Origin of the sequence: Sphingorhabdus sp. SMR4y, from assembly GCF_002218195.1 — a bacterium.
GTDB lineage: Bacteria > Pseudomonadota > Alphaproteobacteria > Sphingomonadales > Sphingomonadaceae > Parasphingorhabdus.
In genome coordinates, this window is record NZ_CP022336.1 from 198,757 (window position 1) to 210,857 (window position 12,101).

Below are 12,101 nucleotides of genomic sequence, written 5' to 3' on the forward strand. Positions count from 1 at the left end.
GGGCCAATCGAACGGAAGAAAATCTGCTCATTCATCAATCGGACCTAGAAACGGCAAAAGCAGCGGATGATTAACCCGTCACGTGAAATTATTTGACCGGAGCGCTCGGGAGGGAGCTTGGAGCAGGCTCCTGACGGGTATTCGCTAAGCGGCAAATGCCTTGGCGGCCTCGACCGTGTTCATGAAATCGCGGAACAGCAGCCATTTCTCGTCTGCCACTGTAATGACATGGACAAAATCGGATTCGATCTGTCTACCCGTGGAGCGCGCTGTGAGGCGCAAATGGCCGGTAACGACGACCTTGTCGCCTTCACAGATAAATTCTTCCGGATCGAATTGGTGAATGTCCACGGAGGACAGGACGGTTTCGAAAAAACCGCGCGCCTCGGTCAGGCCGTCATAATGGCCGGCATAGGGGATGACCTCCGGCCCGCAAAATTCGATCCGGACATCCGGGTGCAACCATGTGACGATTGTATCGACATCATGGGCGCCAAAAGCTTCGAAGACATTTTTTGTGACATCAATCGGTGCGATCATAGAAATTCTCCATTGAATAGGGTGACACCGGTCGCCTCAGAAATTGAACCGCAAGTCGACGCCATAAGTGCGGGGCGCGCCGAGCGGCCCGACAAATTCCGCGCCGTAGAAGCCGCCGGTCAGGATCTGGTTGGTGAAATAGGTCTTCCCGGTCAGATTATCCCCGAACAGGCGGATGCCCCACTTGTCGTCTGCGCTGGTAAAGCCCAGACTGGCGCGGAGCAGGCCATAGCTGTCCTGCGATGCCGCATCGATATTGAAAACGGTGAAGTAGATTTTGCTCTGCCAGTGATATTCGGCGCGCACGGTGACCGTGCCGCTGTCGCCCACCGGCTGTTCGACCTGACCGGCTATGCTTAATTTCCAGCGCGGTGCGCGCGGCAACCGCAGCCCGTCGAGGTCCCTCTGCAACGAACCGGCCGGCTGGGCCAGCGGCGCGGGGCGCAGGCTTTCGGTCAGCGTGCCTTCGGTAAATTGCGCGTCAACATAGGTCAGCGCACCCTCCAGGCGGAGGAAATCGGTCGGGCGGGCCACGCTTTCGACTTCAAAACCGCGCACCCGGGCTTTGCCGACATTGCGGATGAGCGGCTGGTTGCCGACGCTGTCCTGCGCCTGCAGATTGGTATAGTCATACCAGAAAGCTGACGCATTGAGCAGCAGCGCCCGGTCGAGCAATTCGGTGCGTGCGCCGATCTCATAGGACCAGATTTTTTCCGGCTCGAACGGATCGCGCTGGCTGCTGCCGATATTATAGCCGCCACTCTTGAAGCCGCGCTGGATGGACGCGTAGAGCAGGACATCGTCGTTCGGCTTGAAGTCGATACCCAGCTTGGGCGTAAAGGCGCGGAAGGTCGATGGTCCGTTGACCGGTCCCACATTGAACCCGAAAGGATCGGGTTGCAACACATCGGGATCTTCCGACACCGCGTTCGGGAACAGCGCGACGTTAGGGCCCACGCGCATATCGGGCAGTATCACCAGATCGAAATTCTGCCGGCCGTTGCGCCTTTCCTCGCTGTAGCGTCCGCCCAGCCTGATCGTCAGCTGGTCCGAGACATTCCATTGGGTATCGAGATAGGCGGCCCAGGCCTTCGTTTCCTGTGCGCCGCTCAGATGCAATTCGCAGCATAGGTCGGAATCCGGGAATATAATCGGGAAGGTCGGGATCACCCCGGCATTCTGCAGATCGGTTAGCCCCTGGATAAGCACAGGCTCCCAGAAATTGCCGAAAATGTCATTGTCGATCACATTGGATTCTTCGAAATAATAAGCGCCGGCAATCCACGAGAAAGGCTTGTCGACCGGCGAGCTAAGCTGCACTTCACCGCTCCATTGCCAGTGATCCTCTTCGCGACCGACATAATTGACATAGGCGTCCGACAGGTCGAACTCGTTCTGGGAAATCGGGTTGGTGTCGCGGTAGCTGCCGATCACCTTCAGATTATAATCGGCAATATCCCAGTCGAGCGTGGCGCCAAGGCCCCAGTTTTCGACCTTGTTGAAATAGTCCGCATCCGCAAAAATATCCCGTGAACCGGCTTCGGAAACGCGCCCGGCATTTTTCATCGCGAAATAGGCAAGAGTCTGCGCGCCCTCGCGGCTGCTGTACCAGTCCGGAATCTCGTCACCATAGCCCGCGCTGGCATAGAAATAGGCGTTGGCCTTGTCATTCGCGCGATAATAGTCGCCATTCAGAATCAGGGTCGCGTCGGGAGAGATGTCGGCCTCCACCGTCAGCCTTATGGCATAATCTTCCTTGTCCTCGACCCGTTCGGTGCTGTTGTCGGGCCGGGTCACCGTTGCATAGCCACCGCGATCCTCCCACTGGAAGGCAAGCCGGGCTCGAATGCCATCGGTTAGCGGCCCGCTCAGCGCTCCGGCCAGACGGAAGCGGTCATAATTTCCGGCTGTCAGTTGCAGATTGCCTTCCAGAGCATCGGTGGGACGATTGGTGACAATATTCACCGCGCCGCCGGTGGCGTTGCGACCATATAATGTGCCTTGCGGTCCGCGCAGAACTTCAACCCGATCGATATCGAAAAACTGCGGCCCGATGGCGGCGGGCCTGCTGATATAGACGCCGTCGACATAGGTCGCGGTCGAACTGTCGGTTCCAGCGATGATCGAGGGCGTGCCGATGCCACGGATGAAGATCGACGTGTCACCCTGATAGGTCGATATTTGCACGCCGGGCGCGATCGCGCCGACCTGCTCGATCGAGCTGATCGACCGGTTCTCCAGTTCATCGCCACCAAAAGCGGTGATCGACAGCGGCACGTCCTGAAGCGACTGGTCGCGACGGTTGGCGGTTACGATGATGACATCATCCGTGCCGGACGTCGCGGCATCATTTGCGTCATCCTGCGCATGGACCGGCGTGGCCAGCGCGATCGCGGCGAGCAGGCTTGTTGATGCCAGTGCCGCCCGCTTGTTACCCTGAATATTCATGTCTTCCTCCCTGATGCGATGATTGTGAACATCGCTTTTTTTGATCATTGTCCTTGGTTAACTGCGCTCCCGAAAAATCACCGGGTTGCTGGCCAGTCCATGATTGAGCAGACTGACGTCCTGCCAGACTGGCTCACCGGCCCGCTCGATCTGCTGATACCGCTCCCGCAACATGCGGGCGGTGGACTCCGCTTCCAGCTGCGCCAATGGCGCGCCGAGACAGCGATGGATGCCGTAGCCGAAGCTCATGTGGCGGTTGGCGTTCTTGCGGTTCAGCCGAAACTCGTAGGGTTCGGGAAAAACGTTCGGATCATAATTGGCCGCACCGAAAAAGCAGGCGACCCAGTCTCCGCGCTTGATATCCGCCTTTCCAATTGTGATATCTCTGGTGGCGACCCGGAACAGGCGCTGCGGCGGACCGTGGAAGCGCAGGACTTCCTTGTAGATGGCGTCGAACAGATTTGGACCCTCGACAAAATCCTGCCAGATATCGGGAAAATCCGCGAAAACGGTGATCAGATTGCCGAGATAGAAGGATGTTGTCTCGGCTCCGGCAACCGTGGCGGTCATGCAGAAGCGGACGATTTCCTCGAATGACAGTCGGTCGCCGTCGACCTCGGTGCGGATGAAGGCGTTGAGCAATGGGCCGGACGGGTCTTCGCCCTTCGATATCCGGTCCATATTGTCCCGGACATGGTCGGCAAAAAAGGCCATGGCTTCTTCATTATAGGCTTGCCTGGCTTGCGGACTGATGTCGGCGGACAGCATGAAGGCGGTGGCCCAGTTGCGCACGTCGCGGTCCATATCGTCTGGCATGCCGAACAGATAGGCCATCACTCTGCTCGGCAGCATGGCGCAAAAATCGGTCATCACGTCCACGGGCCGATCCGTGACAAAAAATTCGTCCATTGCCTGTCTGACCAAAGCGTCTACCGCCGGGGATAGCGATTTGATTGAAGCAGGCTGGAATACTTTGCTGGCAACCTTGCGCAGCCGCGTGTGCTCCGGTCGGTCATGATTGACCAGCATCAGAGAGGGGGCTGAGGATTCTTCCTGCAGGCTGTCGCGGGAAGAAAAGTTTTCATGGTCCCATGCCACGGCTGCCACATGATCGAAGTTAAGCACAACCCAGGACGGACTGGGGTCATCGACACCGGGCATCGTGCCCGGGGGAAAATCGCGATAGCCGAAGAGCGGCGACTGATCCCGCAACAGATCGTAATAGGGGTAGGGATTCCGGATCACGTCCGGATGGTTCAACTGGTCAACGCCAAATGCGGTTTTCATTTATCCTCAATCCCTGAAATATAATATGTCTTCGAGACATAGTGTCCATAGGACATAATAGGAATCGGAAAGTTTATTTGTCAACCGGCCTCGATAGTTGACGGCGGTATTGGATTTAATGCATTGTATTTATGCGACAAATCGGGGCTCTGCGGGCTGGTGTCGGGACCAGGAAATCCATCGCCCAATGACAGATGGGTCGTGAATAACACTGGAAGATTAGACATTGGCTCGATATTCGTTCATTCGTCTATCGAGTCTGGAACAGGGAATTCTGGTCGAATGCGTAATGATGGAGCATCGAGTGAAGCAGCAGTCTGATTTTGGTATCGACTATCCGATAAAGCGGGAAACTGCTCCGAAAAATTTTCTCAAACTGTTCTACCCGTTTCACTATTCGGTGGGCATGGCCGTTGAAAAGCATCTGAGCGGGCCAGACCTGACCCGGCATCAGACGGTGATCCTCTGGATGATTCACTCCAAGGGCGAAAATGGGCACACGATCCACCGTAAAACGATCGAACGGCTGATCGGAGAGTGGTATGACTTGGGTAGCCCGGCGATTTCAAAGGTCCTCCGCGCTATGGCGGATAAGGATCTCAATCTGATTTCGATCAAGGAAAGCGAAACGTCGGCGCGGGAGAAAGTCATTCGGCTGACGAAGAAGGGACAGGCGACGGTGAATGAAATGATCAACCGGACAGAGGCCTTTATCGGGTTGATCTCAGATAAACTAACCGATGAAGAAATCGAAGCTGGCATGGAATTCATGAGCCGGGTTGGAGCTATAGTTGAAAGCGGTCTTGTCAGTCGGAGGCCCTGAGCGCGGTACGATCGATCCAAAGTTTTGGCAAAATGGCCGGCGGGTTGGGCGATATTTTGATGTCCTACAGCAGGCCGTTCATGATAGGGGCCTGCCATGCCTTATGTGACGCCCGTTCTGTTTTTATCGCGGCTTGCCAGAGCTTTGGTGGGGATAATTGATCACGAAAATGAAATCGGGTTTCTTTTCTTTGACACTGTAAAGTGTGTAAAGTTCATCGGGCCGTCGGCTCGCAATATGAATGGTGCGACCGGATATTTCTTGGTGAGAGTTTCGCAATGATTGATTTGTCGCGCTGCGGGGGTTTGTTCTGATGCTGCCATCGCTGCTCATAATCGACGATTTCATCGCGGATCCGTTGGCAGCGCGCGAAGCGGCGCTGGCGCTCGACTATGATCCGCAGAACAAACAGGGCAACTATCCAGGGCATATTTCGACCGGGCCACTCGACATTCAGGGGCTGAACGAACGGATATCCCGGATTATCAACGCTCCGGTGAAGGCCGCTCCGGGCACGAGCCATTTGCATTGCAGGGTTACCCTGAAGGGCGACAAGGGGCGCAGCGGCGTCCATATTGATCCGGCTTTCTATTCCGGAATACTGTATTTGTCGCTGCCCGAACATTGCAAAGGCGGGACCGATTTTTTCCGTCACAAGCGGACCGGCCTCGAACGGGTGCCGACCGATATGCCGGGGATTACGAAAGCGGGCTATTCCGACATCAATGCGCTGATCGAGGATGTGGTCAACAAGGACACCAATCATCCGGCAAAATGGACAAAGGTGATGACTGTTCCGATGCGCTTCAACCGGCTGATCCTGTTCAGTCCCTGGATGTTTCACAACAGCGGCATGGCTTTTGGCAAAACACCGGAGGATGGCCGACTGGTCAATCTGATGTTCTTTGCCAAGGGATAGCGGTGACTGCGTATCAATGTTAATGTTCGAGTGTCACCCCAGAGAAGGCGGGGGCCTGAACCGGCATGGTTCGTATAATCGATAGCCGTCTGTAATCACGGATTCGACGGAAAAACAGGAGATATTACAAATGTCTAAGCCGATATCGCAAACCTTCTCCGCCTTGCTGCTTGCAGCATCTCCATTGGTGCTGTCCGCTTGCAGCGAGAGTAATGCCCAGGAAACGGACCGTTTTGCTTCGGTTGAAATCAAGGCCGAACCTCTGGCTGAGGGAGTTGCAGTTCTTTTCGGTGCGGGTGGCAATATCGGCGTTTCCTACGGGCCCGATGGAACCGTGTTAATCGACGACCAGTTCGCGCCATTGACGCCGAAAATCCAGGCCGCGATCGCTGACCTTGGCGCGGATCCGGTGACCTATCTGATCAACACCCACTGGCACGGCGACCATAGCGGCGGAAACGAGAATTTCGGCAAGGCCGGCGCGTTGATCATGGCGCACGATCATGTTCGCGAACGAATGCTGGGCATCCAGAAAACGGGCCGCGGCAATGATCCGGCGTCCCCGGTCGATGCCTTGCCCACGGTCACCTATCATGACGGTCTGAAGCTGCATCTCAACGGTGACGAGGTGCAGGTCATGCATATGAAACACGGTCACACCGACGGCGATAGCGTCATCTTCTGGAAGAAAGCCAATGTGCTGCACATGGGCGATCTGTTCTTCAGCAAAATGAGCCTGCCTTTCATCGACCTCAACAGCGGCGGTAATGTCCGCGGCGTGCTGGCGGCGGCAGAGAAGGTGCTGGCCATGGTGGATGAAGATAGCAAGATCATCCCGGGCCACGGACCGATGGCGACCAAGGCGGATCTGGTCGCTTATCGCGATATGCTGAAATCGGTGATCGGCGCGGTCGAAAAGGCACAGGGCGAGGGCAAGACGCTCGATCAGATCCTGGCAATGAAGCCGGCCGCGCAATGGGACATCAATCCCGACGCCTTCATCAAGGGCGATGCCTTTGTCGAAGCCGTCTACAAGAGTCTGGAACAGCCGGCCCACAAGGAGGACCATGCGCACTAGCTAGAGGGTCGCGGCCTCGATCTCTTCGCGCAAGGCAGCGATCAGCGATCTGACCTTGGTCAGCCGCGGTTCCTCTTCGTCGACGATCTTGCGGAAGATGGTCTTCTTGAACGCCAGGATGGTTTCGCCTTCGGGGCGTTTTGAGTCGGGCAGGGTGGAGAAGATGATGTCGATCATCCGCTCGGCCCCGTGCAGGCGGCCCCAGAGATAGTCATTCTCGCGATAGCTGCGGCTGAAAAAGGCACCGAAATTGTTGAACTCAATGCCCTTCAATGTCGCTGCCACGCCGCCCTTGCGAATTGTCTTGGCATCTTCCGGCGAGATGCGGTCGACCTTGATCGGGTCGAATTCGTCCAGCCCTTCGCCCTGCAACAGCGGCAGGGTGGCAATATCGTAGAAGGGAAAGCCGAGGAAGGCGAGCAGCATCGACCGCTTCTCTGCCTTTGGGATTACTGCCAGTGCTTCGGCGAGCCTGGCGTCGACGACCGCGTCGGCCGCGGTCAGGTCGCGTGCCTTGGCCAGCGCCTCCAGCAGCGGTCCCGGATGGTCCTCTGCCTGCTCGGCGAGGCCGACGAATTCATCGCCGAGAAAGTCGATGGTTTCGCGTTCGATGTAGAGCGAAAGGCAGTCGTAGATGACATCGTGCATGCCTTCCATCACCTCGGCATCGGCAGGACTGGCGCGGTCGAGATCTTCGGCAAGCTGCCGGGCCATGAAACGCAGCCTCCTGACCCGAAAACCAAGATCGTGCTGGCGGAAAAACTCCGCCGCCAGTCTGGTCGGTCCGCCGCTTTTCTGGCCGACATTGTCGAGACCGAGACGGCGTATCTCCGTCCATAATGCGCTGCGCAGGCCGGGATGATTGTGGCCGTTGGGATCGGGTTTCGCGCGCCGGACGGTGTGGGCGATATCCTCGATCACCGTTGCCAGTTTGAGATGTCCGTAGGCGCTGTAGGAAAAGCCGGAAAGCTTGGCCGCCTTGTCTCGCGACTTCCGGCGCCAGGCTGCCACCCGGGCAGGCGTCGGCCGGTCGAGGAAAAAGGTGCGTCCGAACAGACTCTCGACATGCTGTTCGACTTCGCCGCGCAGGTTTTCCGTGATCAGTCGCATCTGGGTGATTCGGTTCGACCGTCCGGCAATGGCATTGAGATTGTCGCGGATCGGCTGCTCGCGGGGGATGTTCGAGATCGCTCCGAAAATTGTCGAGAAGAAGCCGGGAAGCGCTTCGCCTTCGGACTCCTGCGCCGCCTGCAGGCGTTGTGTCGCTTTGTCGCTTTTCGCCACATCAAGATCGGGGCGGGGGTCGATATAGACGAAACGGCGGTCCACCTGGCGCTTGGCTGGCCGGTTCTTCAAAGCTTCGATCGCCTGGGCAAAAGGCGCATTGGCGAGGACCGAACCGTCGATCAGTACCGTATCCTCCGCTGTGCCGGCGCGAAACTGGTTGGGCAATATCCGCTTCAGAAAGGCCGAGCGCCCCTCCCAGACATAGTCATGGTCTGCAAGCAGATCGTCCAGTTCCCGCACTGTGAATGGGGGGAATGCACCGGGAAAGCTGGCCGTGGCTCTGCCGGCAAAGGTCAGCGCTGCCGGATCGGCAATCGCGTCATCTCGCTTGCCTCGGGTGGAAAAGCCGATGGTTATGCGATGTTCCATCTCGAGCGCTTCGGGCGGGCTGTGCAGTTGCAGTTTTTCCGGATGTCCGACAAAATCTGTAACCGTGACAAACAGGTCGAGAGGCTGGCCCGGCGGCAGCAGGCGTGGTCCGCGCTCGGTGGCCCGCACCGCGGCCAGCGCATCCCAGATCAGGCCACTGAAGACCTTGCCGCCAAAGGGTGGGGCGAACCAGCGGGCACGGACGAAGCGCGAGAGCTTCATCTTGACTTCTTCCTGGGCCTCCTTCGAGACCGTCTGCTCGACGGCTCCGCCCTTGCGACCCAGCGCCATCCAGGCAATTGGCTCGGCCCAGAATTTGGAGAAGCGGGAGAGGGGGCGCGCATCGGGATCGAGGAGCTTGTCGACATCGGCGGTGTCGAGCCACAAGTCGGTCAGCGGATCGAGTGACTGGCCCGACAGGATCGCCTGAGACAGGAATATTCCATTGATCCCTCCGGCGCTGGCACCGGAAATAATGTCCGGCAGAATGCGCAGTCTCGTGCCCGTCTCCTGCTCCAGCCATTCCAATATATCATAGTAAATACCGCGGCTGCACTGGTCGACCCGCGCACCATCGTGAAAATCCCGGCTGGCCTGAGCGAGCTTCCAGATTTCCTTGGTGATACCATGCATGTAGATGGCAAGGCTCACGCCGCCATAGCAGATCAAGGCCAGTCTGAGTTCTTTCTGCCGCATGGCTTTTACCTACAGGATGGCGGTGCGGGTGCAACCCGTAATGCACCGCTCGGGAAGCGCGAATATATGTCGCGGGATCCTCCTCCCGCTATGGCATATCAAACCGGGCTTTCCTATTCCGCTGCCGCGTTGCCAAAACAGACATATGAACTGTAAACAGGATGACGGCACGAGAGAGAGTGATTTGGTTTGCGTCTTTTTACAGGCTTTCAAGCCTGAAATCATTTGCCCTTCAAGAGATGCCACCCTTGTGATCCTGTCAAAATTTTTTGAGGCAAAAGCACTGGCGTTCCTTATTTGTTCTGCTAGATAAGCCTCATGGCAAAACCAAAGAAAAAATATGTCTGTCAGAATTGCGGCTCGATCGCGCATCGCTGGGAAGGGCAATGCGGCGATTGTGGCGAGTGGAATACGCTGGTCGAAGAAGCGGGCGAAACCGTGTTCGCGTCGAAGCATAATCTGCAAAGCGGCGGGCGTGAGGTGCGGCTGGTCGGGCTGGACAGCGAAATTGCGCTGCCCGACCGTAAAAAGACCGGTATCGCCGAATTCGACCGCGCTGTCGGCGGCGGACTGGTGACCGGTTCTGCCACGTTGATGGGCGGCGATCCGGGGATTGGCAAATCGACGCTTTTGTTACAGGTTTCTGCACGACTGGCCGAAGCAGGACTGTCGGTTGCCTATATTTCGGGCGAGGAAGCGGCGGATCAGGTGCGTCTGCGGGCGCGACGACTGGGGCTGGGCAAAGCGCCGGTCAAGTTGGCTTCGGCAACCTCTGTTCGCGACATATTGACGACCCTCGGCCGCGATGCGCCCGATTTTGTCGTGATCGATTCGATCCAGACGATGCACAGCGATCTGATCGAGGGCGCCCCGGGAACAGTAAGCCAGGTGCGGGCCTCGGCACAGGAAATCATCAAGTTTGCCAAGGAACATGGCACGATGGTCATGCTGGTTGGCCATGTCACCAAGGATGGCAATATCGCCGGCCCGCGCGTGCTCGAACATATGGTCGACACGGTGATGAGCTTCGAAGGGGAGCGCAGCCATCAATATCGCATCCTTCGCTCGATCAAGAACCGCTTTGGCGGCACCGACGAAATCGGCGTTTTCGCGATGGAAGAAAAAGGCCTCACCGAAGTGGTCAATCCCTCAGCTCTGTTCCTGACTGACCGCAGCGAAGAAGTCACCGGAGCGACGGTATTCCCGGCGATGGAGGGCACCCGTCCCGTACTGGTCGAGATCCAGGCGCTGACTGTTCGGTTGGCGAGTGGCGCAACCCCACGGCGTTCGGTGGTCGGATGGGACAGTTCGCGGCTGGCGATGATCTTGGCGGTGCTGGAAGCGCGCTGCGGGCTCAGCTTCTCAGGCGCGGAGGTCTATCTCAATGTCGCCGGCGGCTATCGGCTCACCGACCCTGCCGCTGATCTGGCGGTTGCTGCGGCGTTGATCTCCGCCCATGCCGAACGGCCCATGCCCAGTGACGCCGTGATATTCGGCGAAATTGCGCTGTCCGGAGAAATCCGGCCGGTTTCACGAACACCTCTGCGCCTGAAAGAAGCATCCAAGCTCGGTTTTGATCGCGCGCTCATCCCGGCTTCCGGCGAAAAAAGCAGCGACGCGATGAAGAAATTGCAATTTGCGAAACTCGCCAATCTCGTTGACCATATGCTCGACCGTGACTAGCTAGAGCCCATGACGGGTCTTGATATATTTGTTCTGGTTTTGATGGGTGGAGCTGCGGTGCTCGGATTCCTGAGGGGGTTCGTTCAGGAAGCGCTTTCGCTTGTTGTCTGGATATTGGTCGTGCTCGGCGTGCGGATGCTGCATACGCCGATTTACGAACGGCTGATAAGCCCGGTGGGAAGCGAGAGCGGCGCCTCGGTGCTGGCTTTCGCGTCGATCGTGATTGTTATCTATGCGCTTGGTCGCTGGCTGGCCCGCTCGATCGGTGCGCGATCGCGGAAATCCGTGCTCGGCCCCATAGACCGTGTGCTGGGTTTTGGTTTCGGCATGATCAAGGGGCTTATCGGCGCCACATTGATCTATCTGCTGCTGGTTTTGCTGTATGACACAGTATACGGTGCGGACGAGCCGCGACCGGAATGGCTCGCGAACTCCCGCACCTATCCACTGCTCAATGCGAGTGGGAAGGCTATGGTGGACTTTGTCGAGGAACAGCGTATGCCGGACAAAGAGCAAGCGGTAGCGGATTGATGAGCGGAGCGCTCTACACCCGTGAGATTTTGCGCCTGGCGGTATCGATCCCCCATCAACATAGGCTGGATAATCCTGAGGGCACAGCAGAGCGGCGATCGCGGACATGCGGCAGCAAGGTTGCCGCAGATGTGCGGGTGACCGAAAAGGGCGAATTGCAGGATCTGGGCCTTGAAATAAACGCCTGCGCGCTGGGCCAGGCATCCGCCGCCATTTTGGGCGCGCAAGCTGTCGGAAGAACCGCCGAAGAAATCGGCGCTGTGCGGGACTCTCTGGCAGCCTTTCTGGCCGGATCCAACGGCACGCCGGGACCCTGGCCGGATATGGACAAGCTGGTGCCCGCTCGGGATCACAAGGGCCGACACGCTGCAATATTGCTTCCCTATGACGCGGTGATTGCAGCATTGACGGATGCCGTCGCCAATCAGGAGGGAACCTGA

The 12,101-nt window shown here is 57.7% G+C and carries 10 protein-coding genes; 6 read left to right on the forward strand and 4 right to left on the reverse strand.

Features of this window, described 5'->3' with window-relative positions:
• Positions 1-144: 144 nt before the first annotated feature.
• From SPHFLASMR4Y_RS00880 to SPHFLASMR4Y_RS00890, 3 genes are read right to left on the reverse strand one after another with little or no spacing between them, the layout of a single operon-like run.
• Positions 145-540, reverse strand: coding sequence for a nuclear transport factor 2 family protein (locus tag SPHFLASMR4Y_RS00880; RefSeq protein WP_089131876.1), 396 nt, complete (start codon positions 538-540; stop codon positions 145-147).
• Positions 541-576: 36 nt separating this feature from the next.
• Complete coding sequence (locus SPHFLASMR4Y_RS00885; RefSeq protein ID WP_186266002.1) at positions 577-2,988, reverse strand: TonB-dependent receptor; 2,412 nt, start codon at positions 2,986-2,988, stop codon at positions 577-579.
• 57 nt (positions 2,989-3,045) lie between these two features.
• Positions 3,046-4,275 (reverse strand): cytochrome P450, encoded by a 1,230-nt coding sequence (locus SPHFLASMR4Y_RS00890; protein ID WP_089131878.1) that lies wholly within the window; start codon positions 4,273-4,275, stop codon positions 3,046-3,048.
• Positions 4,276-4,564: 289 nt separating this feature from the next.
• On the opposite strand from SPHFLASMR4Y_RS00890, the gene SPHFLASMR4Y_RS00895 reads away from it, so the two are divergent.
• The 3 genes from SPHFLASMR4Y_RS00895 (at position 4,565) to SPHFLASMR4Y_RS00905 (ending at position 7,095) form a co-directional block, all read left to right on the forward strand.
• The gene (locus SPHFLASMR4Y_RS00895) at positions 4,565-5,098 is read left to right on the forward strand and encodes a MarR family winged helix-turn-helix transcriptional regulator (protein ID WP_089131879.1); all 534 of its coding nucleotides are present in this window, start codon (positions 4,565-4,567) and stop codon (positions 5,096-5,098) included.
• 313 nt (positions 5,099-5,411) lie between these two features.
• Complete coding sequence (locus SPHFLASMR4Y_RS00900) at positions 5,412-6,017, forward strand: DUF6445 family protein (RefSeq protein ID WP_089131880.1); 606 nt, start codon at positions 5,412-5,414, stop codon at positions 6,015-6,017.
• Between the two features lie 130 nt (positions 6,018-6,147).
• Positions 6,148-7,095, forward strand: a complete 948-nt coding sequence (locus SPHFLASMR4Y_RS00905) for an MBL fold metallo-hydrolase (RefSeq protein ID WP_089131881.1) — start codon at positions 6,148-6,150, stop codon at positions 7,093-7,095.
• Here SPHFLASMR4Y_RS00905 and SPHFLASMR4Y_RS00910 read toward each other — a convergent pair whose 3' ends face one another.
• Entirely contained in the window at positions 7,096-9,447 is a 2,352-nt protein-coding gene (locus tag SPHFLASMR4Y_RS00910; protein ID WP_089131882.1) for a patatin-like protein, read from the reverse strand.
• A gap of 318 nt (positions 9,448-9,765) precedes the next feature.
• Between SPHFLASMR4Y_RS00910 and radA the strand changes: the two genes are divergently transcribed.
• Genes radA through SPHFLASMR4Y_RS00925 form a run of 3 tightly spaced genes read left to right on the forward strand, consistent with a single transcriptional unit; the run spans position 9,766 to position 12,101 of the window.
• Entirely contained in the window at positions 9,766-11,130 is a 1,365-nt protein-coding gene (gene radA / locus SPHFLASMR4Y_RS00915) for a DNA repair protein RadA (RefSeq protein ID WP_089131883.1), read from the forward strand.
• Between the two features lie 9 nt (positions 11,131-11,139).
• The gene (locus tag SPHFLASMR4Y_RS00920; protein WP_089131884.1) at positions 11,140-11,661 is read left to right on the forward strand and encodes a CvpA family protein; all 522 of its coding nucleotides are present in this window, start codon (positions 11,140-11,142) and stop codon (positions 11,659-11,661) included.
• Positions 11,661-12,101, forward strand: a complete 441-nt coding sequence (locus tag SPHFLASMR4Y_RS00925) for an iron-sulfur cluster assembly scaffold protein (protein ID WP_089131885.1) — start codon at positions 11,661-11,663, stop codon at positions 12,099-12,101. The genes SPHFLASMR4Y_RS00920 and SPHFLASMR4Y_RS00925 overlap by 1 nt, the downstream gene beginning before the upstream one ends.

Coding starts and splice junctions, on each gene's coding strand:
- SPHFLASMR4Y_RS00880 (WP_089131876.1), bottom strand. CDS start 540: ATGATCGCACCGATTGATGTCACAAAAAATGTCTTCGAAGCTTTTGGC.
- SPHFLASMR4Y_RS00885 (WP_186266002.1), bottom strand. CDS start 2,988: ATGAATATTCAGGGTAACAAGCGGGCGGCACTGGCATCAACAAGCCTG.
- SPHFLASMR4Y_RS00890 (WP_089131878.1), bottom strand. CDS start 4,275: ATGAAAACCGCATTTGGCGTTGACCAGTTGAACCATCCGGACGTGATC.
- SPHFLASMR4Y_RS00895 (WP_089131879.1), top strand. CDS start 4,565: ATGATGGAGCATCGAGTGAAGCAGCAGTCTGATTTTGGTATCGACTAT.
- SPHFLASMR4Y_RS00900 (WP_089131880.1), top strand. CDS start 5,412: ATGCTGCCATCGCTGCTCATAATCGACGATTTCATCGCGGATCCGTTG.
- SPHFLASMR4Y_RS00905 (WP_089131881.1), top strand. CDS start 6,148: ATGTCTAAGCCGATATCGCAAACCTTCTCCGCCTTGCTGCTTGCAGCA.
- SPHFLASMR4Y_RS00910 (WP_089131882.1), bottom strand. CDS start 9,447: ATGCGGCAGAAAGAACTCAGACTGGCCTTGATCTGCTATGGCGGCGTG.
- radA (WP_089131883.1), top strand. CDS start 9,766: ATGGCAAAACCAAAGAAAAAATATGTCTGTCAGAATTGCGGCTCGATC.
- SPHFLASMR4Y_RS00920 (WP_089131884.1), top strand. CDS start 11,140: ATGACGGGTCTTGATATATTTGTTCTGGTTTTGATGGGTGGAGCTGCG.
- SPHFLASMR4Y_RS00925 (WP_089131885.1), top strand. CDS start 11,661: ATGAGCGGAGCGCTCTACACCCGTGAGATTTTGCGCCTGGCGGTATCG.